The organism is Haloarcula sp. Atlit-47R (genome assembly GCF_003665985.1).
In the GTDB taxonomy this organism is placed as follows: domain Archaea; phylum Halobacteriota; class Halobacteria; order Halobacteriales; family Haloarculaceae; genus Haloarcula; species Haloarcula taiwanensis.
In genome coordinates this window covers 1173139-1199390 of record NZ_QPLQ01000001.1, presented here as the reverse complement: position 1 = coordinate 1199390, position 26252 = coordinate 1173139, and the positions used below count along the sequence as shown (strand labels likewise).

Annotated in this window: 25 protein-coding genes; 15 read left to right on the top strand and 10 right to left on the bottom strand. The window is 66.6% G+C overall.

Annotated elements, in window-relative coordinates:
* The first annotated feature begins 31 nt into the window (after positions 1-31).
* The 4 genes from DVK00_RS06275 to leuS all read left to right on the top strand — a co-directional run bounded on the left by DVK00_RS06275 (position 32) and on the right by leuS (position 6821).
* The gene (locus DVK00_RS06275; RefSeq protein WP_121535879.1) at positions 32-1588 is read left to right on the top strand and encodes an ABC transporter ATP-binding protein; all 1557 of its coding nucleotides are present in this window, start codon (positions 32-34) and stop codon (positions 1586-1588) included.
* Positions 1585-2865 (top strand): ABC transporter permease, encoded by a 1281-nt coding sequence (locus tag DVK00_RS06270; protein WP_101351344.1) that lies wholly within the window; start codon positions 1585-1587, stop codon positions 2863-2865. Before DVK00_RS06275 ends, DVK00_RS06270 begins: the two co-directional genes overlap by 4 nt.
* 10 nt (positions 2866-2875) lie before the next feature.
* A complete protein-coding gene (locus DVK00_RS06265; RefSeq protein WP_121512099.1) occupies positions 2876-3922 on the top strand; it encodes an ABC transporter permease in 1047 nt (348 codons plus the stop codon).
* A gap of 223 nt (positions 3923-4145) precedes the next feature.
* The gene (leuS, locus tag DVK00_RS06260; protein WP_121577442.1) at positions 4146-6821 is read left to right on the top strand and encodes a leucine--tRNA ligase; all 2676 of its coding nucleotides are present in this window, start codon (positions 4146-4148) and stop codon (positions 6819-6821) included.
* Here the strand turns inward: leuS and DVK00_RS06255 are convergent, their stop codons facing one another.
* Both DVK00_RS06255 and DVK00_RS06250 read right to left on the bottom strand, forming a co-directional pair.
* Entirely contained in the window at positions 6822-7265 is a 444-nt protein-coding gene (locus DVK00_RS06255) for a DUF123 domain-containing protein (protein WP_101351341.1), read from the bottom strand.
* 7 nt (positions 7266-7272) lie between these two features.
* Entirely contained in the window at positions 7273-7563 is a 291-nt protein-coding gene (locus DVK00_RS06250; protein ID WP_121577441.1) for a hypothetical protein, read from the bottom strand.
* Positions 7564-7655: 92 nt separating this feature from the next.
* Here DVK00_RS06250 and DVK00_RS06245 point away from each other — a divergent pair, with 92 nt between their 5' ends.
* The 5 genes from DVK00_RS06245 to DVK00_RS06230 all read left to right on the top strand — a co-directional run bounded on the left by DVK00_RS06245 (position 7656) and on the right by DVK00_RS06230 (position 10759).
* The gene (locus DVK00_RS06245; protein ID WP_198560201.1) at positions 7656-8288 is read left to right on the top strand and encodes a rhomboid family intramembrane serine protease; all 633 of its coding nucleotides are present in this window, start codon (positions 7656-7658) and stop codon (positions 8286-8288) included.
* 98 nt (positions 8289-8386) lie between these two features.
* The gene (locus DVK00_RS06240) at positions 8387-9817 is read left to right on the top strand and encodes a lamin tail domain-containing protein (RefSeq protein ID WP_121577440.1); all 1431 of its coding nucleotides are present in this window, start codon (positions 8387-8389) and stop codon (positions 9815-9817) included.
* Positions 9817-10095, top strand: a complete 279-nt coding sequence (locus tag DVK00_RS06235) for a DUF3006 domain-containing protein (RefSeq protein WP_121511934.1) — start codon at positions 9817-9819, stop codon at positions 10093-10095. Before DVK00_RS06240 ends, DVK00_RS06235 begins: the two co-directional genes overlap by 1 nt.
* Before the next feature lie 52 nt (positions 10096-10147).
* A complete protein-coding gene (locus DVK00_RS21615) occupies positions 10148-10315 on the top strand; it encodes a hypothetical protein (protein ID WP_198560200.1) in 168 nt (55 codons plus the stop codon).
* 138 nt (positions 10316-10453) lie between these two features.
* Positions 10454-10759 (top strand): hypothetical protein, encoded by a 306-nt coding sequence (locus DVK00_RS06230; RefSeq protein ID WP_101351337.1) that lies wholly within the window; start codon positions 10454-10456, stop codon positions 10757-10759.
* Positions 10760-10833: 74 nt separating this feature from the next.
* On the opposite strand, the gene DVK00_RS06225 is transcribed toward DVK00_RS06230, so the two are convergent.
* Positions 10834-11571: a ribonuclease H-like domain-containing protein gene (locus DVK00_RS06225; RefSeq protein ID WP_121511933.1), complete on the bottom strand. Its 738-nt coding sequence runs from the start codon at positions 11569-11571 to the stop codon at positions 10834-10836.
* Positions 11572-11645: 74 nt separating this feature from the next.
* The gene (locus DVK00_RS21315) at positions 11646-11810 is read right to left on the bottom strand and encodes a hypothetical protein (protein ID WP_158598811.1); all 165 of its coding nucleotides are present in this window, start codon (positions 11808-11810) and stop codon (positions 11646-11648) included.
* A gap of 179 nt (positions 11811-11989) precedes the next feature.
* On the opposite strand from DVK00_RS21315, the gene DVK00_RS06215 reads away from it, so the two are divergent.
* On the top strand, positions 11990-13039 hold the full coding sequence (locus tag DVK00_RS06215; RefSeq protein ID WP_233560761.1) for a hypothetical protein: 1050 nt from the start codon (positions 11990-11992) through the stop codon (positions 13037-13039).
* Positions 13040-13120: 81 nt separating this feature from the next.
* Positions 13121-13495: a universal stress protein gene (locus DVK00_RS06210; RefSeq protein ID WP_121577439.1), complete on the top strand. Its 375-nt coding sequence runs from the start codon at positions 13121-13123 to the stop codon at positions 13493-13495.
* Here the strand turns inward: DVK00_RS06210 and DVK00_RS06205 are convergent.
* Genes DVK00_RS06205 through DVK00_RS06195 form a run of 3 tightly spaced genes read right to left on the bottom strand, consistent with a single transcriptional unit; the run spans position 13492 to position 15349 of the window.
* Positions 13492-14220, bottom strand: a complete 729-nt coding sequence (locus tag DVK00_RS06205) for an AAA family ATPase (RefSeq protein WP_101351333.1) — start codon at positions 14218-14220, stop codon at positions 13492-13494. The two genes, DVK00_RS06210 and DVK00_RS06205, sit on opposite strands and share 4 nt — an antisense overlap.
* A 42-nt stretch (positions 14221-14262) precedes the next feature.
* On the bottom strand, positions 14263-14691 hold the full coding sequence (locus tag DVK00_RS06200) for an HIT family protein (protein WP_101351332.1): 429 nt from the start codon (positions 14689-14691) through the stop codon (positions 14263-14265).
* 34 nt (positions 14692-14725) lie between these two features.
* Positions 14726-15349 (bottom strand): uracil-DNA glycosylase family protein, encoded by a 624-nt coding sequence (locus tag DVK00_RS06195; protein WP_121577438.1) that lies wholly within the window; start codon positions 15347-15349, stop codon positions 14726-14728.
* An 86-nt stretch (positions 15350-15435) separates the two neighbouring features.
* Between DVK00_RS06195 and DVK00_RS06190 the strand changes: the two genes are divergently transcribed.
* Together DVK00_RS06190 and ileS are read left to right on the top strand one after the other, a co-directional pair.
* Complete coding sequence (locus DVK00_RS06190) at positions 15436-15606, top strand: DUF4177 domain-containing protein (RefSeq protein WP_004590398.1); 171 nt, start codon at positions 15436-15438, stop codon at positions 15604-15606.
* A gap of 87 nt (positions 15607-15693) precedes the next feature.
* A complete protein-coding gene (gene ileS, locus DVK00_RS06185) occupies positions 15694-18897 on the top strand; it encodes an isoleucine--tRNA ligase (RefSeq protein WP_121577437.1) in 3204 nt (1067 codons plus the stop codon).
* A 114-nt stretch (positions 18898-19011) separates the two neighbouring features.
* On the opposite strand, the gene DVK00_RS06180 is transcribed toward ileS, so the two are convergent.
* From DVK00_RS06180 to DVK00_RS06170, 3 genes are all read right to left on the bottom strand, one after another.
* Positions 19012-19866: a ribose-phosphate diphosphokinase gene (locus DVK00_RS06180; RefSeq protein WP_101351329.1), complete on the bottom strand. Its 855-nt coding sequence runs from the start codon at positions 19864-19866 to the stop codon at positions 19012-19014.
* 95 nt (positions 19867-19961) lie between these two features.
* Positions 19962-20762: a hypothetical protein gene (locus tag DVK00_RS06175; RefSeq protein ID WP_121577436.1), complete on the bottom strand. Its 801-nt coding sequence runs from the start codon at positions 20760-20762 to the stop codon at positions 19962-19964.
* Position 20763: 1 nt separating this feature from the next.
* Complete coding sequence (locus DVK00_RS06170; RefSeq protein ID WP_121511923.1) at positions 20764-22101, bottom strand: glutamate-1-semialdehyde 2,1-aminomutase; 1338 nt, start codon at positions 22099-22101, stop codon at positions 20764-20766.
* A 177-nt stretch (positions 22102-22278) separates the two neighbouring features.
* On the opposite strand from DVK00_RS06170, the gene nasA reads away from it, so the two are divergent.
* A complete protein-coding gene (nasA, locus tag DVK00_RS06165) occupies positions 22279-24399 on the top strand; it encodes an assimilatory nitrate reductase NasA (protein WP_121577435.1) in 2121 nt (706 codons plus the stop codon).
* Positions 24400-24719: 320 nt separating this feature from the next.
* Positions 24720-26042, top strand: a complete 1323-nt coding sequence (locus DVK00_RS06160) for an MFS transporter (protein WP_101351325.1) — start codon at positions 24720-24722, stop codon at positions 26040-26042.
* Positions 26043-26252: the final 210 nt, after the last annotated feature.

The window sequence follows — 26252 nt, the reverse complement described above, 5'->3', positions numbered from 1 at the left end:
TTAAAACACCGGGACGGTAACGGCTCAGAGTATGGAACAGGCCGTCCACCTCGATGGTATTACGAAGCGGTTTCCGGGGGTAGTCGCGAATGACGACGTCGATCTGGCGGTCGAGAAGGGGACGGTTCACGCACTGCTCGGCGAGAACGGTGCGGGAAAAACCACCCTGATGAACGTCCTCTACGGGCTCTACCAGCCCACCGAGGGGACGGTCAACGTGCACGGCGAGACACAGCAGTTCGACTCGCCGCGCGACGCCATCGACGAGGGTGTCGGTATGATCCACCAGCACTTCATGCTGGTCGATCCGATGACCGTCACCGAAAACATCACGCTTGGGAACGAGCCCCGCAAGTGGCTCGGTCTCACGGTCGACAGCGAGCAATCCCGAAAACAGGTCCGTGAACTGTCCGAGCGGTACGGGTTCGACGTGGACCCCGACGCCCGAATCGAAGATGTCGGTGTCGGCGTCCAGCAGCGCGTCGAGATCCTCAAAGCGCTCTATCGCGGCGCGGATGTCTTGATTCTGGACGAACCGACGGCAGTACTCACGCCACAGGAAGTCGAAGATCTCTTTCGCGTGCTCGAAGAGCTGACCGACCAGGGCAAGACGATTATTTTCATCACGCACAAGCTCGGCGAGGCGATGGAGGCTGCCGACGAAATCACTGTGTTGCGCGAGGGGAAAAACGTCGGGACGGTGCCGGCCGACGACATCACTCGGGAAGAACTGGCCGAGATGATGGTCGGTCGGGAGGTGCTGCTGGACCTCGACCGGGACCCTGCCGAGCCGGGCCGGTCTATCCTCGAGGTTTCGGACCTCGTTGTGGAGGACGACCGGGGTGTCCGCGCAGTCGACGGGATTTCGCTTGAGGTCCGGGCCGGCGAGGTGCTCGGTATCGCTGGCGTTGACGGGAACGGCCAGTCGGAACTGGTCGAGGCAATTACCGGGCTCCAGATGCCTGACGAGGGAACGATCACATACGACGACGTCGACCGGACCACCGACAGCCGCCGGGAGCGCATCGAGGCCGGACTGGCCTACATCCCGGAAGACCGACAGGAGCGAGGGCTGGTGATGGACTTCGACCTCGTCGAGAACGGCCTGCTGGGGAGCCAGCACGCCCCTGACTACTCCTCGAACGGTCGAATCGACTGGGACTACACGCGCGACCACGCGGAGGAGATAATCGAAGAGTACGACGTTCGGCCGCCGGATGCCAACGCTCACGCGAAGTCTCTCTCCGGCGGGAACCAGCAGAAGTTCGTCGTCGGCCGGGAGTTCGCCCGGGACCCGCGTCTTGTCGTTGCCTCTCACCCCACGCGCGGCGTGGATGTGGGGTCGATGGAGTTCATCCACGACCAGATCAACGCGCTCCGGGAAGCGGGCCGGGCCGTGTTGCTCATCTCTTCGAACCTCGATGAGGTCCAGTCGCTTTCGGACCGCCTCGCCGTCGTCTACGAGGGCGAGATCGTCGACATCGTCGATCCCGAGCGCGTGACCGAAGAACAGCTCGGACTGCTGATGGCCGGGCAGCAACCTGACGCCGCCCCGACCATTGCGGCGGACGGGGAGGGACACCAATGAGCGATAGCGACCCGTCGCGGAACGGCGACGACCCGCCGACGCCGGATGCGGACGACCGGTGGTCACAGTACCGACAGCAACTCATCAGACTGGGGCAGACCTCTGTCGGCGAGCGTATCCTCATCGCTGTCTCGGCGCTGTTGCTCTCTATCGTCGTCGGAACGGTCATCGTCACCGTCGCGGGACTGCTGGCGACGTGCCGGTCGCCGGTACTTACGTTCGGTTCCACGACGCTGTGTTACGACCCGTTCTACGTGTTCAACCGGCTGTTCCTCGGCGCGCTGGGCGATCCCTTCGCCGGCGGCTGGTCGCCGCTGAACGCGCAGTTCGCGGCGACGCTTCGGGAGACGACGATTCTGGTGTTCACCGGACTCTCGGTTGCATTAGCGTTCCGTGCCGGCATCTTCAACATCGGGACGCAGGGCCAGCTTATCATCGGCGCGCTGGCGGCCGCACTGACGGTGCTCTGGGCTGGTTCGCTAGTCTCCGGAACAATCGCGCTCGTCCTGTTTATTCCGCTCGGCCTGCTCGCCGGCGCAATCGGCGGCGGCCTCTACGGTGCGATACCTGGCGCGCTGAAAGCCTATGCCGACGCAAATGAGGTTATTACGACGATTATGCTCAACTTCGTCGCCGTCCGGGTAACGCTGTATCTCGTCCGGAACCACTTCGCCGACCCGACGAGTCAGGCGACACAGACCCGGACGCTGCCCGTCGAAGGGCAGTTCCCCTCGATCCTGTTCGACCCGCGGACGGACTTCTCCTTGCTCGCGCTGCTGATTGCGCTCGCGTTCGTCGGGGGCGTCTACTACTTGCTCGAACACACGGCCTTCGGATACGACCTGCGAACCGCCGGTATCCAGCCTGCAGCCGCGGAGTACGGCGGTGTCGACTCCGCCCGGACTATCTTGACGTCGCTGACGCTGTCCGGCGCACTCGGCGGTATCGGCGGGGCCGTGTTCGTGATGATGACCCTCGGAAAGTTCCAGACTGGCATTCCGAGCTACGGCTTCGACGGGATCACCGTCTCTATCCTTGCCGGCAACAATCCGATTGGAGCCGTCTTCGCTGCCCTGCTCTTTGGCGTCCTCAAGTCCGGCTCGAACGTGGTGGCCTTCGCGACCGACGTGCCGCCACAGTTGGTCGGCGTCCTCCGGGGGCTTATCATCCTGTTCGTCGCGATGCCGGAGTTCTTCCGTATCATCGGACGGCGGCTCGCAACGCGCGAGCCAGACAGTCCGGCCACCGCGACCGCCGGAGGTGGTGCTGATGACTAACGACAGCACCATGGATCGACTTTCGTCAGCGTCAGGCCGACTGTTCATCGCCGCTGCGGCGTTTCTCACGCTGGCTGTCCTCGCCGGGTTCGGCCTCGTGGCACCGGCGTCGACCCCCGGGCAGATATTCTGGGTGCTGGCCTCGAAATCGACGCTGTCATCGACGCTACGGCTCTCGGTCCCAATCGTGCTGGCCGCGCTCGGTGGCATCTTTGCGGAAAAAAGCGGCATCATCAACATCGGGCTCGAAGGGCTGCTCATCATCTCGGCGTTCGCAGCTATCTTCGGGGCCGACGCCACCGGGTCGCTGTGGCTCGGGTTCCTCATCGGCATCGTCGCATCGACGCTGCTCGCTGGCGTCTTCGCCGTCGTCTGTATCGAGTTCCGCGCGGATCAGATCATCGCCGGTCTGGCCGTCTGGCTCATCGCGCTCGGCCTCGCGCCGTTCGCCTCACAGGTGTTCTACGGCGGGCCAAACACTAGCAACGTCGGGACCTTCGATACGATAACGGTCCCGGGGCTGGCCGACATCCCGTTCTTCGGCGCGCTGTTCGATGCCTCGCCCGCAGTGTATATTATGTTCCTCGCCGTGGCGGCGTCGTGGTACGTGCTGAACCGCACCACCTTCGGCCGCTGGGTCCGGGCCTCCGGCGAGAACCCGAAGGCACTGGACACTGCCGGCGTTGACGTGTCACGCGTCCGCTACGCCGCCGTACTCCTCTCCGGCGTCCTCTCGGGGATGGGCGGGGCCGCGCTGGCCATCAACATCGGCCAGTTCACCGGCAACGGGCCGACGATGGTCAACGGCAAGGGATTCATCGCCATCGTCGCTTATCTGTTCGGCAACTACAACCCGGTCGGTGCGCTGCTGTCGACCACGCTGTTTGCCGGTCTCGACGCCGTCCAGTTGCGCCTCCAGACGGCCGATGTCATCGCTGTCCCCGACTCACTGGTCCAGACGATCCCGTTCGTCGCCGTCATCGTCGTGCTCGCTCTGGTGGGCAAGACTCGCCTGCCCGAAGCCGCGGGTGAGCATTACGAGTCCGGCGAGGAATGAGCTAGAAACAATCTTCTCTGGGCTTATTTCTGCCCGCAACAGTAGCACAAAGTTATGTAATGCGAACAGCCAAGGCAAGAGCGCGCTCTCGCGGGCAATCGGACGCTGCGCGTCCGATGACAGCCGGGGCTTTCTGGCTGTACACAATAGCAGTCCCGTTGGGGCAAGCCCCTTTTCAGAGCCGAACACTGATGTGCGCCGCCGGCACAGGACGAGGTAGCAAATGTCGCGCCGATATGACCACGCTCGGGTTCAGGAGTACTGGCAGCAGGCTTGGGAGCGCGAGGGCGTTTTCGAGTGCCCCGCTGAAGCTGACGACCCGACGTACGTACTGGGGATGTTCCCGTACACGTCCGGCTCGTTGCATATGGGACACATCCGGAACTACGCCATCACGGACGCGTACGCCCGGTACCGGCGGATGGCCGGCGACGACGTACTCCACCCGATGGGGTGGGACGCCTTCGGCCTGCCGGCGGAGAACGCGGCCTACGAACGGAACACGGACCCCGAGTCTTGGACCCGAACGTGTATCGACCAGATGAAAGACGACCTTCGGGAGATGGGCTTTGGCTACGACTGGTCTCGGGAGATCACGACCTGCGACCCCGAATACTACCAGTGGAACCAGTGGCTGTTTACCCAGTTCTACGACGAGGGTCTGGTTGACTACGGCGCGGCGACGGTGAACTGGTGTCCGGACTGCGAGACAGTGCTTGCCGACGCACAGGTCGAGACGCCGCCGGAAACCGACGAAGGCGAGACGATTGCCGGCACCGGCCACAGCCATACCCACGGTGGTGTCTGCTGGCGTTGCGGGACCGGCGTGGAGCAGCGCGACCTCGACCAGTGGTTTTTCGCCATTACCGACTACGCCGAGGAGCTGTATCACGGGCTGGACGACCTGGAGGGGTGGCCTGACGGCGTCCGGGACAGCCAGCGCAACTGGATCGGCCGACAAGAAGGTGCTCGCGTCGCGTTCTCCATTGACCACGACGACCACGACACCGTCGAGGCGTTCACGACGCGGCTCGATACGGTCTACGGCGCGACGTATCTGGCACTGTCTCCGGGCCACGACCTCGCCCGAGCGCTCGCCGAGGCGGACGAGGCCGTCGCCGAGTACGTGGAATCAGTGGCGACTACGGACGACACCGGGATGAGCGGCGTCGAGACGGACCTCACCGCGACACACCCCTACACCGGCGAGGAACTGCCGGTGTACGTCGCGGCGTACGTGCTGGACGACGTGGGCACGGGCGCGGTTATGGGCGTCCCCGCTCACAACGAACAGGACCACGCCTTCGCCGACGAACACGATCTGCCCGTACAGCGGGCTGTTGAACCGGTCGATGGCAGCGGGACGGACCTGCCACACGCACCGTACACCGGCGACGGGATGCTCACGGGCAGCGGCGAGTACGACGGCCTCGCCAGTTCCGCCGCCCGCGAGCGCCTGTGTGAGCACGAGGCCGCCGAGTCCGCAGTGACCTACCGCCTGCGGGACTGGCTCATCTCCCGGCAGCGCTACTGGGGGACGCCGATTCCAATCGTCCACTGCGACGACTGCGGCCACGTCCCCGTCCCCGAGGAGGACCTGCCGGTGGAACTGCCCGACTACGTCCAGACGACCGGAAATCCCCTCGATGCGGCCGAGGAGTGGAAGCAGACGACCTGTCCGGACTGCGGGGCCGACGCGGTGCGAGAGACAGACACGATGGACACGTTCGTCGACTCCTCGTGGTACTTTTTGAGATACCTGTCTCCACACTTTGAGGACGCCCCCTTCGACCAGCAAACCGCCGACGAGTGGCTCCCGGTCGACGTGTACGTCGGCGGCGAGGAACACGCCGTCCTCCACCTGCTGTACATCCGCTTTTTCGCCCGGGCGCTGTCGGACATCGGCCTGCTGGACCGCGAGGAACCGGTCGAGCGGCTCATCAACCAGGGGACGGTGCTCCACAGCGGCGAGAAGATGTCCAAGTCGAAGGGCAACGACATCGCGCCCCACGAGTACGGGGCCGAGACGACGCGGCTGTTCGTCCTCTCGGCGGCCCACCCCTCACAGGACTTCGAGTGGACGGTCAAGGACGTCTCGACGGCCTACGACTTCCAGCAGACGCTGTATCGCCTTGTCACGGAATACACCGACCGAACGGAGACACGCACCGAGAGCACCGACCACGACGCGTACTTGGAGCGGGAAATCGACCGGACAATCGCGGCCGTCACCGAGGAGTACGACCGCTTTCGCTTCCATCGTGTCATCGGCGAGATACAGCGGTTCGCACGGCTTCTGGGGCGCTACGCGGGCTACGACCGGCCCTACCAGTTCGCCTACGGCCGCGGCCTGCGGGTGCTCGCTCGTCTGGTTGCTCCGATTGCACCGTTCCTCGCCGAGGAGATGTGGCAACTGCTCGACGAGGACGGCCTCGTCGCCGAGAGCCGGTGGCCGGAACCGCTCCGGGACGTTGACAACTACCGCATCGAGCGGCAGGTCGTCCGGCGAACGCTCGACGACGTGCGCGAAATCACGGAGGTCGTCGACATCGACGAACCGAACGAGATCGAACTCGTCGTCGCCGCCGACTGGAAGTACCGCGCCTACGAAATCGCCCGCGAGTCTGACCCCGACGACGCCATCGTCGGCGAAATCATGGCCGACGAGGGTATCAAGCAGCACGGCGACACGGCCGCCGATTTCGCCGACCGGTTGGCCGACCGCGGGGCAGGGCTCGAACCGATTATCAACGGCGAGCGCGAACTCGACACGCTCCAGCAGGCCGCGTGGCTGTTCGAAGACGAGTTCGGCTGTGACGTCGTCGTCCGGCGGGCCGCACCCGACGACGACCTCGCGGCCAAGGCACGGCCGAACAAGCCCGCGATTCACATCTCCTGACTACTCGTCTGTGGGCGCGTCGCGGACAGCCTCGTGGGCGTCGGTCACCGCGCCGACCAGCTGTGCCCGCTGCGCGTGGTGTATCAGATGCGAACGACAGTCACAGTCAGAACAGCCGAAAGCGTCGATACGCTCGAACCCCTCGGCCGTCGGGCCGTCGACCCGCCGGGCGACGGCACACTCGACGTCGGCCTCGGTTGTGACGACCCGCTCGACGGTCGTCGCTGCGTCACCGAGCAGATAGTCGATATGCCAGTGCCGGGTGTCGTTGTCGCCGGCGGCGACCGCGCGGTGGCGGTCGATGCGGCCGAAGCCGCCGCTGCCCAGCGCGCTCCCAGTGTAGGCGTACCAGCCCGCCGGGAACGTGAATTCGCCAAGCGCGCCGACCGTAATCGGTCCACGGGCGTCCCGTTGGAGTACCAGCGTGTAGGTTCCGCCGGGCATGGCCCGCTCAGGTCCCGATATCGGGGTCGGCCGCGAGGTCGCCGAACCCGTCGATGCGGAACTCCCGGGAGTCGGTGCAGTCTTCGCTCTCGGCGGCGAGTTCGCCGACGACCCAGTTGAACCGGCGCTGGAACCCGTCGTAGGGTGCATCCGCGAGTAGGTCGGTGACGCGGTCGCTCGTCAAGTCCTCGTCGTACTCCTCGGCGAAGTCGGCGATGTTTTCGGCGGCTGCCTGTGCGATGTCGTCGTCGGTCTCGTTTGCGAACACCGCAGTAAGGGCGTCAGTTAGCTCGGACATACGCGAGGTAACGCCACGCTGCCACGTATGCGTTCTGCAACGGTTCGGGGCGTCCGAGCGTTTCTTGTATCGAGGGCAACAATATCAGCGAGATGAAGCCGCTGCGACAAAGCCCAACCGTGGTCACGCTGGCCGTCATCTGTACTGTGTTCCTCGCACAGCAGGCCGTCGGCGTAGTGGCCGCGCCGCGGAGCCTGTTCGCCCTTTCTCCTCCGCTGCTCAGCCGTCCCTGGACGCTTGTCACCAACGTGTATGCACACGCTGGCCTGCCCCACCTCCTCGCAAACGCCGTCGGGCTGGCGCTCGCTGGCGCTGTCCTCGAACGCCGGACTTCGCCACTCCGGTTTCACGCCTTCTTCGTCTCGACCGGCGCACTCGCCGGAGTTTCACAGGTCTCGATAGCTGGCCTCGTCGGCCCGTTCGTCCCCGGGATGGTCAGTCACGTCTCCGTGCTCGGGGCCAGCGGCGCGGTGTTTGCGCTTTTCGGATACCTGCTCGCCGCCAATCGTCTGACTGACACTGTCATCGGCGGATTCGAACTCGCGCCGCGCGTCCAGCTGGCACTGGCTGGCGTCGTCGCCGCCGCGATCACGATTGCCACCGCGAACCCCGGCGTCGCGCTTATCGCACATTTCACCGGCCTTTTGCTGGGGTTTCTTGCCGGGCGCGTCCACCTGCTGCGGCCGACGGACTCGCCGAAGACACCCGAGGCCGCCAACTACTGAACGGCGTGCTGTTGTTCCGGGTACACGACGCCACGCACTGTCTCGCGGCATGTAATTGGTAAGTGCTACCAAATAACCCGGGCGCGTAGACAGACGGAATGGTATGGAGTCGCGGGGTTGCGTCAATAGCCGTCGCAGTACTGTTGGTACTTGCTGGGTGCGGCGGGTTCGTGGCGAACGGGATTGACAGCGGCGCGACCCAGCCGACCGCAACCGAGACAGCGACGCCGGACTCCTCCTCGCCGGTCGCAGCGAACGGGACGCTAGAGGTCCATTTCATCAACGTTGGCCAGTCGGTGGCGACCTTGCTGGTCAGTCCCGACAACGAGACGATGCTCATCGACTCCGGGGATTTCACTGACGACGGTGAGTACGTCCTGCAGTATCTCGACCGACAGGACATCGACCGCGTCGACCACTTCGTCGTCTCACACAATGACGCCGACCACATCGGCGGCAACGCGGCCGTCATCAGGCACTACGAGACCGAGGAAAACGGCGTCGGCGCGGTGTACGACCCCGGTATCGCCGCGAGCACGCAGACCTACGAGCGATACCTCGACGCTGTCGACGCCCACAACGTGACGCTGTACGAGACCCGCGAGGGCGACCGGATTCGGTTCGCTGGCGTCGAGACGACCGTCCTCGGCCCGCCGGAGCCATACCTCGAAAACGGGGACCGAAACGAGAACAGCATCGTCCTCCGGGTCGAGCACGGTGAGACGAGTTTCCTCTTTACCGGCGATGCGGAGGACAAGCAGGAGGCGTATCTCGTCGACGCCTACGGAGCAACGCTCAGGGCCACCGTGCTAAAAGCCGGGCACCACGGCAGCGCGTCAAGCACGAGCGGGGCGCTGCTCGACGCCGCCGACCCCCGGACGGTCATCGTGTCGAGCGCCTACGACTCCCAGTACGGCCACCCCAGCAACGAGACGCTCGCGCGGCTCGCAGCGCGGTCGGTGCCGACGTACTGGACCGCCACCCACGGCGACACTGTGGTGACAAGCGGCGGGACCGCCGTGACCGTCAGCACGCAACGGGCCGCACCGACCGACCCGCTGTCGCTGCGTGCCGGCGACCCGATTGCCCCCGGCGCGACCGACCCCGTCTCGGAGCGTGCGACCTACCGCGCCGGCGTGTCGGTCCGGGCCGACACGCCGGTCGTGACTGACGGTGGAACGCCCGCCGAAAACACGAGCGGGGACCTGGTCGTCGACCGGATTCGCGCCGACGCCGCCGGCGACGACCGGGACAACCTCAACGACGAGTACGTCGTGTTCCGGAACGCGGGCGCGGCCCCGCTTTCGATTGGCGGCTGGACGGTCGCCGACGAGTCTGGCCGCACCTACGCCTTCCCCGAGGGGGTCACCCTCGGCCCCGACGAGACCGTTACCCTGCACACCGGCAGCGGCACCGACACGGCTACCGACCTTTACTGGGGGTCCGAGCGTCCGATATGGAACAACGGTGGCGACACTGTCACCGTAACCGACGTCGACAACGAGACCGTACTCGAACGGAGTTACTAATGATACCTGATGGAACCTACACCGCCGTCGTCGACCGAATCGAGGAGGGAATCGCGACGCTCGAACTGGAGGCCGAGGACGACCTGTACGCCCTCGACATCGAGGCGGCCGAACTGCCGGCCGAGGCGCGGACGGCCGACGCTGTCCTCGAAGTAACCGTCGCGGACGCGGCGCTCGCGGACGTGACCTACGAGGCCGACGAAACCGTCGACCGGGCGAGCGAGGCCCAGCGCCGGTTCGACCGGCTTTCGAAGCGGCCGCCGCGGGACGGGGAGTGAGACGCGCCGTAGGAGGTTGGTAACAATACGTTTAGCGTGTGTAGCTCGTCGTATGTGGAACAGTGACATAGAGACGGCCGACCCACCGCTCGGGAAGTGCCCGGCCTGTGACGTGACGATTCCGGCGGCGAACCTCGTCATCGCCTACGACACGGCCGGCGACTGGCCCCGGATGCTCGCCGAGTGCCCGGACTGTGCGGGCGCCGTGAACCCGGTGTGACACCCGATGACACCGATTGGGACGGTGAATACACGTAGCCGCGCCGACGCGTCCGCTTATATGTGTAGCAACCACCGATTAGGTGCGGTATACTGTTGTTTCGACCGATGATACCGAGGCCAGACAGGGTGAGCGACGGTGGGGTCGTCGAACAGCGATAACCCCTCGCTCCCCCGCCAGAGCGACACCGACAGCCTGGGGGCGACGGACGCCGGCCGATACCTCGATACGCTCGCGTTCGCGGCTCGGGGCGTCTGGACCGTGACGCTCGCCGGCGTCCGTCCGGTCGCGTTCTGGAGCGCGGTAGTGTTGCCGCTTTGCTATCTCCCGTCGCTCTACGGCGTCGGCACGGGCCAGGACACGGGGCTGTTCGTCGAACTCGTCGCCTGGCACGTCGCGGCTATCCTGCTCGGCCACGGACACACGCCCTTCTGGAGCCGATAGCCGACCCAGTCGGGCGTCGGCTCCCCGTTCCACCTGAAACGATGGGGGTATGGTGACGGTTCCCGTCCGCGGTCTCAACCGACGAAAACTTCTTCGTCGAGGCGCTCGGTCGCGGTTTCGGCCAGCGTCTTGAGGTTCACTGTGTCCTCCCGGTTGTACGACACCAGCGTTTCGAGTGCACCGTCACGGCCCTGCTCGTGTTCCCGCCAGAGACGGACCGCGTCCCGGCCCGAGATGTCCGGCCGGTCGCGCTCGATGCCGATGTCCTGCTCGACCTGTTTGAGCCCGCCCGAGAGCCCGATTTTCTTGCAGGTGTACATGAGGTCCAGGTGCGGCCGGTCGAGGTCGACGTCGAAGTTCGCTTCGAGGAAGGGCACGTCGAAGCGCTTGCCGTTGAACGTCACCAGCAGATCCGCGCCGTCGAACGCGGCCCGGAGGTTCTCGGTCGTCAGGTCGTCGCCGGCTATCAGCGTCTCTGTGTCGCCGTCCTGGTGGAGGCTCACCGTCGTCACCTGATTTCGGTCCTGGTCGAGTCCGGTCGTCTCGATGTCGAAGAAACAGGCCCGCTCGCGGAAGGTCTCGTACAGCCGCCAGCGCTCGCTGCTGGGAAACGCCCGGTCGAAGTAGGCCACGTCGGTCTCGGCGACCCGCTCGCGCCCCTCGTCGATGAACTGCTGGATGTGGTCGCCGCGCTGGCCGCCGACGACTGACGGTTCGAACTCGTCCCAGTGGGTGACGCCCTGCTCCCAGATGGACCGCTCGGTCTTCTCCCCGACGCCGTCGGTGCCGATGAAACTGTTCTCGACGCGCACGCTCTCGGGTACAGGTTGGGCTGTATGTAAGCCCGTCGGTGACGCCCCCGGGCCGGCGGTCGGTCGCGTCCGACCTACTTCCCACACATCGCGAGGATGCTGTCGTACGCGGACTGGCTCTCGAGCGGGAGCACGACCGTGCTGCCGCAGTTCGAACACGCCGTCCGCGACCGCTCGAACGTCCGCTCGCAGAACGGACAGACGAACCGTGACGCGCCGACGGTGTCGGTTCCGGACATGGTCGTACGCGGCGTCCCGTCCCTGAACGTCTGTCCGCTACGTGCATACAGCGGCCGTGGTCACGTCACTATTTATATAGCGTTTCTCGGACAGCGAAGCCGAGTCCGGCCGGTACGTCACCGCTGAGTGGCCTGTCTCGCCGCCAGTTTGATTACACGCTCACGTCGACAGTTGGCGTATGGGTATCGGTGACAATTCAGGACAGGGGCCCAGGGCAGGCCGACCACTGCTCGCCCGCCTCGCTGGTAGACTGGGCGCGTCCGGCGACCGCTCGACCGGGACGCCGGCGGTCTGGGGGCCGCTCACGTGGTTTGCCGTCGCCGTCGTCGCCGTGGAACTGGTCGGACTGCAGGGGTATCGCCTCCTCACCGGGCAGGTGTTGACGTTCGTCCAGAACCCGCTGTGGCTGGTCAGACCGCTGGTGTTGCTCGGGGCCGCGCTCGCGACGGAGTCGCTGTACCGTCGCTACGACCGGGCGCTCGCCCGGAGCAACATCGAGGCGCGCGTCGACGACGCCTCGCGGTTCGACGGGCTGGTCCCGGACCGCCTCGTCTGGCTGCTCGTCGGCTTGGGGACCGGCTTCACGCTCGTCAACGCCGTCGTCATCCTCACCGTGCCACAGCTCTACGCCGCCGGCGGCGCGACGCGGGTGTTTCGCTTCCTCGTCGTGACGCCCTTCGGCTACGTCCCGGTGCTGGCGTCGTTTCTCGCGACCTACGTCGCCGTCGAGGTGCTGTTGCCCCGCCGAATCGCCGCGGCGGACGTGACGCTCGATTACTTAGACCCCGAGCAACTGGGCGGGATGCGACCGGTCGGTGAACTGGTCAAAGTGGCTTACTACTACCTGATGGTCGGGCTCGTCGCCTACGCCGTCGCGACGTACGGGCCGCACATCCTCGGCGGGGCGCTCGGTTACAGCGCGCTGGACGCGCCCGGCCTCGCGGTCAACGCCGCGTTCACCGCCGTCTGGGTCCTGTCGGTCGGCGTCATGGCTACGGCATCTACGTCCTCCACCAGCACATGGCCCGACAGAAGCGCGAACTCCTCTACGACCTCGACAGGCGGGCCAGGGACCACGTCGACGCGCCGTGGGACATCCGGTCGTTCGACGCGCTCAACCCCCCGGCGGAGTACCGCCGGTACCGCAAGCAGGTCGAGTTCGTCACCGGGACCAAGGAGTACCCGGCCACGTTCACGATGTGGACCCAGCTCGTCGTCGGCGTCATGATACCGAAGGCGCTCCAACTTCTGCTGGCGGCCGTCTGAGCCGAGCGAAAGCCCGAAGCCGGGCGGGTCCCCACGGTAGCCCATGACGACGTTTCTGCTCGCCACCGGCTCCGTCCACGTCACCGCGGCCGCCGCCGACTACCTCCAGGACCGACTCGACCCCGGAGCCGACGACGAAATCGTCGTGGTCGCCGTCCGCGACCCCGACGCACCGTCCCGTGACGCCGGTGACGCCGTCAACGTCGCCCGCTCGCGGCTCGCGGCGTTCGCGCCAACGACAGAGACGCGGGCGGGCGAACCTGCCACGGAGCTACTGGCGGCCGTCGACGAGCACGACCCGGACGAACTCGTCGTCGGCCCCCACCGCGGGACCGACGACAGCGACGGCGTCGGCTCGACGGCCGCGGAGCTGTTCGCCCGGGTCGACCGCCCCGTCGTCGTCGTTCCGCTCCCCTAGCGAGAGAACAGCCCGTCGTCCTCGAAGGTCAGGCCGAGGTCCGTATCGAGTAGATCCTCGGTCATCGCGGCGACGGCCGGCGCGACCTCGGTATCGGGGTCGGTCGCGAGCGGCCTGGGCGCGGCCGCTCCGATGTGACCCACCGTGTGTGCCGCGTCCTCGATTGGTTCGGCGTCGTCGCCGGCCACACGGGTCGCGACGACGGCCGTGGCCGGCGCGCCGATGTCCCGCAGCCGGCCCCGCTGTCTCGGGAGCAGGTCGCTGCCCCGCTGGCTCGCCGGCACAACGAGCGCCCGCCGCTGTGCGGTCGTGACGGCGGCGACGGCCGGGTTCGACGCGACCGGGGGCACGTCCAGCAGGACGTGGTCGAACCGACCGGTCAACTCCTCGATGGCCCGTTCGAGCGCCTGTGCGCTCTCGGCGGTCTTGGCGCGGGCGAGGCGCTCGAAGGGCGCGTGGGCCGGACAGAGCGCGACCCGCCCGTCGGCGTCGATATCCCACTCGAACAGCGCGTCCTCGACCGGCGCGTCGCCGACCGCCACCGCGGTCACGTCGGCGTCGAGCCGCCCGTCGACGTACGTGGCCAGCCCCTGCGTCCCGAAGGCCGCGTCGACGACGGCGACGGACCGCCCGCCCCGGGCCAGCGTCGCCGCCGCCTCGACTGTCAGTCTCGTCGTGCCAGCACCACCGGTACACCCAACGAACGCGAGCGTCGGAACCCCCATGCGTCGCTGTTCGACTATCTTTCGGTAAAAAGATACGGAATTTTAGTCTCGCTGGGCGACGATGTCGCTCTCGATGGCGTCCAGTTCGTCCTCGGAGAGGTCGGGCCGGTCGGTGACCAGCGCGTGGATGGGGCGGCCGCCATCATCCTCGAACCGCGGGACGATGTGGCCGTGGACGTGGGGGACCTCCTGACCGGCTTCCTCGCCGTTGTTGAACGCCACCGTACTGGCGGGGGCGTCGACGGCCGCCTCGACGGCGGGGACGAGTTCGTGCAGGGTCGACATGACCGCACCCGCTACGTCGGCGGGCGTGTCGTTCAGCCGCTCGTGGTGGGCCTTCGGGATGACGAGCGTGTGACCCGGCGAGAGGGGGTTTGCGTCCAGAAACGCCAGCACGGTGTCGTCCTCGTAGACGGTGCGTCCGGGGATGTCGCCGGCGACAATCTGACAGAAGATGCAGTCCTCGCTCATGGTCGTCCCTGCGTCCGGCGGTCACATGAAGGTTCTAGGTGTCGGCGACGCCGGCCACCGTCTCGGCGATGGCGTCGACGTACTCCGTGCGGTCGTAGCCCAGTCGCGAGAGCCACACCTCCTGATACGAGGGGTGGAGCAGCGGGACGACGGGGACGCCAAGCGCCTCGCTCCGCCGGGGGTCGAGCACGCTATCGAGGAACCCATCGAGGGACGTGTCGTCGAGGGACAGCACCGTCTCCGTGGCGTGTCTCCCGGTCGTCACGACCGCCGCCGGCTCCACTGCCTCGACCTCCTCGACGAGGTACGGCCGGCAGTTCGCCAGCTCCGCGTCGGTGGGGTCGCGGTTCTCCGCCGGGTGGCACTTCACCGCGTTCGTGAAGTAGCAGGCGTCGCGGCCGTAGCCGGCGTCGGCGAGTATCTGCCGGATTTTCCGGCCGGAACGGCGCGAGGTGTAGGCCAGCCCCGTCAGGTTGCCGCCGCGCCAGCGTTCGGCCTCCGGGTCGCCCTCGGCCGGGGCTTCGCCGACGACCACGAGAGCGGCGTCCAGGGGGCCGTTGCCCCACGAGATGCAGGTCCGGCTCGCGGCGAGTTCGGGACAGCGCTGGCAGTCCGCGGCGAGGGCGTGTCTGGCCTCGTCGTCGGGGAACGTGGGCACACGCGAGGGCACGGCCGTCGGCGGCAAAGCGGTGGCGGTCGCGCCACCACAAGACGTTTGCCGCTGGTCGCCGCCACAGCGCGTGTATGCCCTCCTACGAGTACAAGACGCTCGACGTCGACACCGGCATGTTCGGCGGCAGCAGCGTTCCCGTCGACGAACTGAACGACCTCGGTGCCGACGGCTGGGAAGTCGTCGCGCCGATAACGGAAAACAGCGGCCAGACCGCCGGGTTGCTCCTCCAGCGCGAGCGCTGACCGGCGCCGCGAGGCCGGCGGCCCCGCGGTCTGAACGGCACACACACAATCGATTGTCCTTTATTGCCGGCGGCGGATGGAACGGGTATGGAACGTTTCGCCGCTGTCGACGACCAGTACGACCCCGAGGACGTCGAGGAGGGGGTCTTCTCCTACTGGGACGACGTCGACGCCTACGAGCAGACGAAGGCCCACCGGGCCGACGGCGAGGACTACTTCTTCGTCGACGGGCCGCCCTACACTTCCGGCGCGGCCCACATGGGGACGACGTGGAACAAGACCCTGAAGGACTGTTACATCCGCTACCTGCGGATGCAGGGCTACGACGTCACCGACCGGCCGGGCTACGACATGCACGGCCTCCCCATCGAGACCAAGGTCGAGGAGCGCCTGGACTTCGAGAACAAGAAGGACATCGAAGCCTTCGGCGAGGAGAACTTCATCGCGGAGTGCAAGGAGTTCGCCGAGGAGCAACTGGAGGGCCTCCAGTCCGACTTCCAGGACTTCGGCGTCTGGATGGACTGGGACGACCCGTACAAAACAGTCAATCCCGAGTACATGGAGGCCGCGTGGTGGGGCTTCCAGCAGGCCCACGAGCGCGGCCTCGTCGAGCAGGGCCAGCGCTCCATCAATCAGTGCCCCCGCTGTGAGACCGGCATCGCCAACAACGAGGTCGAGTACCACGACGTGGGCAAGCCCTCCATCTACGTGAAGTTCGACCTCGCGGACCGCGAGGGCAGTCTGGTCATCTGGACGACGACCCCGTGGACCATCGTCGCCAACACCTTCGTCGCCGTCGACGGCGACCTCGACTACGTGGGCGTCGACGCCGAGAAAGACGGCGAGACGGAGCGCCTCTACGTCGCCGAGGCCTGCGTCGAGGACGTGCTGAAGGCCGGCCGCTACGACGACTACGAGGTCGTCGAGGACCTCACCGGCGAGGAGATGATCGGCTGGGAGTACGACCACCCGCTGGCCGAGGAAGTGCCGAACCACGCCCAGGGCGAGGGCTCCGGGCAGGTGTACACCGCCGACTACGTCGAGGCCGACCGCACGGGACTGGTCCACTCCGCGCCCGGCCATGGTGAGGAGGACTTCGAGCGCGGGCAGGAACTCGGTCTGGAAATCTTCTGTCCGGTCGGCTCCGACGGCGTCTACACCGAGGACGCGGGCAAGTACGCCGGGACCTTCGTCCGCGACGCCAACGACGATGTCATCGACGACCTCGACGACAACGGCGTCCTGCTCTCCAGCGAGGAGGGCCACACCGTCCGCGAGGGGCAGTGCTGGCGCTGTGACACCGACATCGTCCGCATCGTCACCGACCAGTGGTTCATCACGGTGACCGACATCAAAGAGGAACTGCTCGAAAACATCGAGGACAGCGAGTGGTACCCGCAGTGGGCGCGGGACAACCGCTTCCGGGACTTCGTCGAGGACGCGCCGGACTGGAACGTCTCCCGGCAGCGCTACTGGGGCATCCCCATCCCCATCTGGCTACCTGAGGACTGGAGCGGCGACATGGACGACGCCATCGTCGTCGGCGACCGCGAGGAACTGGCCGAGCGCGTCGACCAGGACATCGACCCCGAGAGCGTGGACCTCCACAAGGGCACCGTCGACGACCTCACCATCACCGAGGACGGCACGACCTACACCCGCGTCGGCGACGTGTTCGACGTGTGGCTCGACTCCTCCGTGGCGACGTGGGGGACCGTCGACTACCCCGAGCGGACCGAGGACTTCGAGGAACTGTGGCCCGCCGACCTCATCATGGAGGCCCACGACCAGACCCGCGGGTGGTTCTGGTCCCAGCTGGGTATGAGTACCGCCGCGACGGGCGAAATCCCGTACAAGCAGGTGTTGATGCACGGCTACGCCAACATGCCCGACGGCCGCGGGATGTCCAAGTCGAAGGGCATCCTGGTCGACCCCCACGAGGTCATCGACAAGCACGGCCGCGACCCAATGCGGCTGTTCCTGCTGTCGGTGACCGCCCAGGGCGAGGACATGAACTTCTCGTGGGAGGAGACCGCCGAGATGCAGCGACGGCTCAACATCCTCTGGAACGTCGCGCGCTTCCCGCTGCCGTACATGCGGGCCGACGACTTCGACCCCGAGGAAACCACTGTCGAGGCTGTCCGCGACGACCTCGAACTCGTCGACGAGTGGATCCTCTCCCGCCTGCAGAGCGTCGAGGCGGCGATGACCGAGTCGATGGACGACTTCGAGAACGACAAGGCGGTCGACGAACTGCTTGAGTTCGTCGTCGAAGACGTCTCCCGCTTTTACATCCAGGTCGTCCGCGAGCGGATGTGGGAGGAGGAAGACAGCGACTCCAAGCAGGCCGCCTACGCCACGCTCTATCGCGTGCTGGAGGAGGTCGCGGCCCTGTTCGCGCCGTTTACCCCCTTCGTCGCCGAGGAGATATACGAGGCGCTCACCGGGGAATCGGGCCACCCGACGGTCCACATGTGCGACTGGCCCGAGGCCGACGAGGACCTGCGCGACCCCGCCCTCGAACGCGAAATCGAGGTCGTCCGCGAGGTCGAGGAGGCGGGGTCGAACGCCCGCCAGCAGGCCGAGCGCAAACTCCGCTGGCCCGTCACGCGCGTCGTCGTCGACGCCGACAGCGACGACGTGGCCGACGCCGTTCGCGCGCAGGAGGCCATCATCGCCGACCGACTCAACGCCCGCGCCGTCGAAGTCGTCGGCGCTGACGACGAGTGGGGCGAACTCCAGTACTCCGCAGAGGCCGACATGAGCGAACTCGGCCCGGCCTTCGGCGACGACGCCGGCCGCGTGATGAACGCGCTCAACGAGGCCCGCGTCACCGAGCAGTCCCTCGATACCCTCGAAGGCACAGTCTCGGAAACGCTCGACGAGGACATCGACCTCACCGAGGCGATGGTCGAGTTCCGCCGCGAGACGCCCGACGGCGTCACCGGCACGGAGTTCGCCGCCCTCGACGGCGGCGGCGTGGTCTACGTCGACACCGCGCTCACCGAGGACATCGAGAGCGAAGGCTACGCACGCGAGGTCATCCGCCGGGTTCAGGAGATGCGAAAGGACCTCGAACTGGACATCGAGGCGCGCATCGTCGTGGACCTCAGCATAGACGATGAGAGGGTCTCCGAACTGGTTTGGAGACATGAAGACTTCATCAAAAACGAGGTTCGTGCCGATGAGTTAGACGGCGTCGAAGATGGCCACCGAAAGACCTGGCCGGTTGAGGGCGTAGAGATGGAGATCGCGATTGCTCCGGTCGCGGCTGCCGAAGCGTCTGATTAGAACAGCACGCGAACAGTGAGCAGGCTTGACGCAGGCGCGCGGCGAGTAAGAGCAGTCGCGAGCCATACTGGCTGCTGAAGCATCGGGGTAATGCACCCCTAAAACAGAGTGTGACTACAACTGGTCTGCGACGACCGGGGCGGCGCTGACCTCACTGACGGCGCGTTCGAGCGTGTCCGTCCCGTAGACGGCCTCGACGCCGGCGCTGTTGAGTTTCGTCAGGGCGTTGCTCGCCAGCATCGGGTGGACGCAGGTGACGAACACCCGCCGGGCGTTCCGCTCGTCGAGGACCCCGACGGACTCGCTCATCGTCGACCCGGTGGCGATGATGTCGTCGACAAGCACCACGTCCCGGCCCTCGACTGGCGCGTCGCTCGGTCGGATTTCGATGTCGCCGGTGTCGTAGTCGCGGTCCTTCTCGAAGAAGTCGGTCTCGCCCTTGCCGTAGGCGTCCCGGACCGTTCTGGCGAGGCCGATCGCGCCCTCGTCGGGCGAGAGAAAGAGCGGGTCGTCGAGGGCGTCCGGCAGCGGGTCGGCGAGGACGCTCGCGGCGTCGACGTGGGCTGCCGGCACATCGAAGAAGTCACAGATGGCCGGCTCGTGGGGATTCACCGTCACCACGCGGTCGGTTCCGGTCGAGATTGCGCTCGCCATCGCCCGCGAGGAAACCGGCTCGCCGGGCTTGAACGCCTCGTCTTGCCGGGCGTAGCCCATGTAGGGGAGGACGGTGACGACCTCGCTGGCCCCGCTCTCGCGGGCCGCGTCCTGCAACTGGAGCACCTGTACGTGGGCGTCGCTGTCGACGGTCGAGGCGACGACAACGGCCCGCTCGCCCGAGACCGCCTCGGGCACGCGGACAACGTGCTCGCCGTCGGGGAACCGCTCGTACTCGACCCGTCCCAGCCGCTCGCCGGTCGCCTCGGCGAGAGTCGCCGCGAACGCCTGCGTGTCAGCTCCGGGGATAATCATGTGCGGTGGGTGGCTGCCCGGGCTAAACCCTGTTTCGGTTCTGTAAGCGGGTGTGGCGCGTGAGACAGGCACGCGGCCGATTCGTGCTGTCGGGGTCAGACCACGGCGACGCCGACGACGTCGGGGACGCCCAGCGAGCGCTGTCGCCAGCCGCCCTGACCGTCGGCCGTCGCCTCGGCTACGGTCGCCACGAGGAAGGTCCCGTTCTCGGTGATGGCGTAGGTGTCATCGCCGTGAACCGCGTCGACCACGCGCTCGTCGACGGGGAGGGCACACGGCTCCCAGCCCACTTCGGTCAGTTCGTACAGCCCGTCCGCCGCGGCGGCGTGGACGCGCTCGCCGTCGGCGGCGACGGCCCGGTGGCTCCCAGACCGGACCTCGGTCCACGCGCCGCCGTCTCGGCGGTAGAGCCCGCTCTCGGTCGCGACGTAGTCGCCGGCCACGTCGGTCGCGTCGGCCAGCCCCAGCCGGTCAAGCGACGGCAGGGCGTAGACGCCGTCGGCCGCGGCCAGCAGGTCGCCGTCGATGGCGCGGACGCCGTCGACGGCCCCGAGGTCAGTCCACTCGCCGTCGGCGTAGCGGGCGACGCGGCCCTCACCGGCCGCGAGCAGGCCGGTCTCGTCGTAGCCGACGGCAGTGGCCGGCCCGAACCCGGTCGGGACGAAGCCGTCGTCGGTCGACACGAGCACGCCGTCGTCGGTGGCGACCGCGACCTCGCCGCTCGCGCCGGCCACGTCGCGAGCGGTACAGCGCTCGCTCAGGCTGAACCGGCCTATCTGGCCGCCGGCGGTCTCGACGCGGGTGACGCCCAGTCCCGACGCGACGTACGCGTGGGTCTCCGGACGCTTCTCCCCGTACATCCGCTTTTCCGAGAGTGCGATGTCGTCGTCGCTCACTTCATATCGCCTCTTTGTATGCTTCGAGCGCATTCTCTATGTCTTCACCTGTGTGGGCATCACAGATGAACTGTGACTCGAACTGGTTCGCCGTGAGGAACACGCCCCGGTCTTTCATTGCGGGCCAGAACAGCCGCTCCCAGCGCTCGGTCTCGGCCTGTGTCACCTCGCCCCCGGTCTTCGGGCAGTAGTCGAAGCGAGGGCAGGACTCCCGCTGTCGGCAGCCGGCCTCGCAGTGCCCCTCGAAGGTGTCCGGCCCGTCCCGGGTGAAGATGACCTTGAACATCGAGTCCCGGCCCACGACGGTGTACTCGGGGGCCTGGTCTTCGAGGATGTCCTGCAGGCCCGCCCGGAGGCGCTCGCCCAGCGCGTTGACGTGGTCGTATACATCGTGTTCAGCCGCATACCGAAGCGTCTCCAGCCCGGCGGCCATCGTCACGGGGTGGCCGGAGAACGTGCCCGACTGGAACACGTCGCCGGCGGGCGTGAACTGCTCGATGATTTCGCTCTTGCCGCCGATGGCTCCTACGGGGAAGCCGCCGCCGACGATTTTCCCGAAGGTGGTGATGTCGGGGTCGATATCGAACGCGCCCTGGGCGCACTGGAGGCCGCCGACGCGGAAGCCGGTGATGACCTCGTCGAAGATCAGCAGCGAGCCGTGGGCGTCACACAGGTCCCGGAGGGTCTCGTGGTAGCCCTCGACCGGGTGGACGATACCGTAGTTCCCGAGGATGGGTTCGGTCAGCACCGCGGCGATGTCGTCGCCGTGTTCCTCGAACACCTCGCGGACGGCCGCCTCGTCGTTGAACGGCACGGTCAGCGTGTGCTCGGCGAAACTCTCGGGGATACCGGGGCTGGAGGGGGCGGTGTGGTCGCCCTCGCCCTCGACCAGCGTCGACTCCTGTGCGCCGTGGTAGCCGCTCTGCATCACGACGATTTTGTCGCGTCCGGTGTAGCCACGAGCCAGTCGGACCGCCGAGACCGTCGCCTCGGTCCCGCTGTTGACGAACCGCAGCATCTCGACGCTGGGGACGTGCCGGGTGACGAACTCGGCCAGTTCGACCTCGACCTCGGTGGGCGCGCCGTACATCGGCCCCTCGGCGGCGTGTTGCTGGATGGCCGACTGCACCTGGTCGGGCAGGCTGTGGCCCAGCAGGAGCGGGCCATAGCCCATGACGAAGTCGATGTAGCGGTTGCCGTCGGCGTCGACGACGTGTCCGCCGTCCCCTTTCTCGACGAAGAACGGATAGGGCCGCGTCGCTCGCACGGAGGAGTTGACGCCGCCCGACAGCACCGACAGGGCGCGGTCGTACAGCGCTCGTGACTGCTCGTGGTTCATACCTCGGCGTTTGGCCGCTGTCAGAAAGAAACTGTTGTTACCTGGCGGTGCTATCGATCTAGCGGACGGATGTCACATACTCACTGGTGAAATAAGTATTTCGTAAAGAGTCACTGTTATACAGTGTGTGTTCGTCTATTCAAATACGACAATGACATCCGAAACAACTGCAATATTATGGAAAAATGGACAAACAGGCGTCTGGATGGCGCGTGGGTGGCTGTGAGCGACTGGGTGCCAACGACGTGTATGCGGTGTGCGGTTGGCTGTGGACACATGCACCAGGGCGCTGACGAGGGCTACGGCATTGACGCCGCCCGCGGCGACGCCGCCCACCCGGTCAGTCAGGGACTCGCCTGTGCGCGCGGTCTCCGGGAGAGCAAGGCCCCTGACGGTGAGTGGCTCACACGGCCGATGGTCCGCAGCGGTGGGGAACTCCGCCAGACTCAGTGGGACGTGGCGCTGTCTCGCGCGGTTGAGGGACTTCAGGCCGCCTCCCAGCAGGACCCTGACTCAGTCGCCGTACTGGGCAGCGGCCAACAGACCAACGAGGCCGCCTACGCGCTGGGGAAGGTCGCCCGCGGCGGCTTCGGGACGCGCAACTACGACGCCAACACGACCCTGTGCATGGCAAGCGCCGTCACCGCCTACTACCAGGCCTTCGGCAGCGACGCGCCACCCTGTACGTACGCCGACATCAGCGACGCCGACCGCCACGTCATCTGGGGGGCGAACCCGGCGGTCGCCCACCCCGTGATGTTCCGCTGGATTCAACAGGCCGCCGGCGAGGACGGCGTCGAAATCATCGTCGTCGACCCCGTCCGTTCGGAGACCGCCGAGAACTCCGAACACCACGTCGCGCCCGCCCCCGGCAAGGACCTCGCGCTGGCCAGGGCTGTGCTCGCCCGCATCGTCGAGACGGGGCGGGTCGACCGCGCGTTCGTCGACGCGGCGACGGAGGGCTTCGAGGACCTGCTCGCGGCCCTGCCCGACGCCACGGATGCGGCCGCCGAGGCCGGCGTCGACATGGCAGACGTGGACCTGCTGGCCGACGTGATGGACCAGCGGACGCTCGTCTACTGGGGCATGGGCATCAACCAGCACGTCCAGGGGACCGAGACCGCCCGGGCGCTCATCGACCTGACGCTGGCGACGGGGAACCTCCGTCCCGGCGGCGGGCCGTTCTCGCTGACCGGCCAGGCCAACTCGATGGGGACCCGCATCTGCTCGTCGAAAGGGACCTGGCCCGGTCAGCGCGCTTTCGAGGACCCTGACCACCGCCGCCTCGTCGCCGACCACTGGGACGTGCCCGTCGACCGCCTGCCCGACGACACCGGCCCCGGTCCCGTCGGGATGCTCGAAGGCGAGCCAGAGGCCGTCTGGGCCGTCGCCACCAACCCCGTCGCCGGGATGCCCGAGGCCGAGAGCGTCCGCGAGACGCTCGAAGACGCCTTCCTCGTGGTGCAGGACGCCTTCCACACGGAGACGACCGAGGTCGCCGACGTGGTCCTGCCCGCCGCGACCTGGGGGGAAAGCGACGGGACGACGACGAACATGGAGCGGACCATCTCCCGCGTCCGGCCGGCGACCGACGTGCCAAGCGGCGTCCGGCAGGATATCGACATCATCGCCACCATCGGCTCGCGGCTGTTCCCCGGCCTGTTCGAGAGCACGTCGCCGGACCCGTCGGCCGTCTTCAACGAGTTCACCGCCCTCACCGAGGGGACGGTCGCCGACTGCTCGGGCATCACCTACGAGCGTCTCGACGAGAACCACGCCGTCCGCTGGCCCGCGCCCGACGGGGAGAGTTCGGGCGGCTACCGCTACTACGACCGCGACGCGGACGACAGCGAGTTGTGGTCGTTCCCGACCCCCTCCGGGCTGGCGCAGTTCTCGACGGGCCGCCAGGGGTCGCTCCCGGAACCGACCGACGAGGACTACCCGCTGACCCTGACCACCGCCCGCGAGGCCGACGGGTACAACACCGGCGTCCGGTCCCGCGGGGGTGAGGCCGGGTCGCTGGTGGCCCGCATCCACCCGGAGACAGTCGAGGAACACAGCAGTCTCGTCGACGACGGGACACTGACCGTCGAAACGCGCCGCGGGTCCGCGACAGTCGCCATCGACCGGGACGAGGGCGTCCCCCGCGGCATGGTGTGGCTCCCGATCCACCACCCGGCGACGAACCGGCTGACGCTCTCGGACCGGGACCCCCAGTCTGACGAACCGAATTTCAAACAGTGTGCCGCCCGCCTCGCTGCCCCTGAAGCTGAACTGCCCCCGGCCACGGCCGATTGAACCGATAGCAGGCGCACTTCCGATATCTCGACGACACGCGCTTTTCCAGCGATGTTCGAATTAATCAAAATATGTCCAATTATTCCCCTGTGTGCTGGGCGTTCAATGTCCTTAAACAGGGGATATCCGATGATATATTTGCGGTCTATCCATTCTGAGGGATGAGAATAGCCGTTCTGTAAAGGGTTACTGTTATTAAATGGTGGGACTTTCGAACTTCATGTACTGATGTGGGCACACATCCAAAATAAACTCGGATTGGTGGACAAAAAATCGGCAATAACTCCAAATAGCGCGCAGTCCGTAATCGGGGTGTCAGTATGGGACTGATCAAGATGACGAAGTACCGGACGCTGTTGCTGGCGACCATCGGATTCAACTTCTCATTTCTCATCTGGTTCTCTTTTGCGCCGTTTACCGGTCCGATGGCCGAAGAGTTCGGGCTCACGACCGCGGAAATCGGTATCCTCGCCAGTTCGGCTATCTGGATGGCACCGTTCGGACGGATGCTCACCGGGTGGCTCTCCGATAAGTTCGGCGCGCCAGCCATCTTCGCCATCGTGTTGGCCTACGTCGGCGTGTTCTCGATAGGGAGCGCCTTCGCACAGGACTACTCCGTGTTCTTCGTGCTCCGGCTCATCGTGGCGACGGCCGGCATCACGTTCGTCATCGGCATCCAGCACGTCGCCGAGTGGTTCGAAGAGGAGAACCTCGGCCTGGCGGAGGGCATCTACGCCGGCGTCGGGAACGCCGGTGCCGCCGGCGGGGCGCTCATCCTCCCTCGCGTGTTCGGGACCGACTGGAGCGGGCCGCTGTTCTCGACCAACTGGCGGGCCGCGTTCTTCTACACCGGCATTGTCTCCATCCTCCTCGCAATCGCCTACTACACGCTGGGCGAGGCTGCGAAAAGCGAGGCGAAGCGTCAGGCGACCAAGGAAAACACCAACTTCAAAGGCTGGCTCCACACGGCCACGCGCTACGGCACCGTCGTCCTCGCCGCCGCGTACATCATGTCCTTCGGCCTCGAACTGTCGATGAACGGGTGGCTCGCCACCTACTACCGCGAGGCATTCAACCAGGACAACCTCGTCATCGCCAGTACCTTCGCGGCGACGTTCTCGATTGCCGCGGGCCTGCTCCGGCCCTTCGGCGGCTACGGCAGCGACCTGCTGGCCCGCAAGGAGAAGAACATCCTGCCCTTCTTCGAGGGACAGTACCGCGAGCAGTGGACGTTCCTCGGGCTCTGTTTCATCGTGGTGATGATGTTCGCAATGACGCTGGCCGGCCTCTCCGGGGTCCTGATGAACGCCGTCGTCGTCGGCTTCCTCGTGGGCACGGGCTGTGCTTGGGCTGAAGGCGCCATCTTCGCGCAGGTACCGGCGATGTTCCCCAACGACTCTGGCTCAGTTGCGGGCGTCGTCGGCGGCGTCGGCACCGTCGGCGGCATTGTCTACCCGCTGTTTTACTCCGCGCCGTGGCTATCGAACCTCCACATCGGGTACTCTGTGACTGCTCTCACCATGCTCCCCATCGTCGCGCTGTCGGCGTGGGTGTTCCGGCCGGAGATCGCGAAAATCGCTAACACGGCCGGGTTTGTCCGGAGCACGCAAGAAGGCACTACTGTCGCCTCCGGCGACGACTGACGCCTCGCCTGCTGTCCCTGCTGCATTCTTTCATTTTTCATGTTAACTAGTGCCACGCCTACTGCGTTGCGTCCCGCAGTCCGTCGGTTCGGCACGCGCGACCGACACCCCAGTTCTACGGGTCCAGCTGACTCGGATGAACTATTTTCCGCGAGCGTCTCCGAAGGACAACTCCGGTACCGGACCGGACAACCGCCTGCAGTCCCTCGG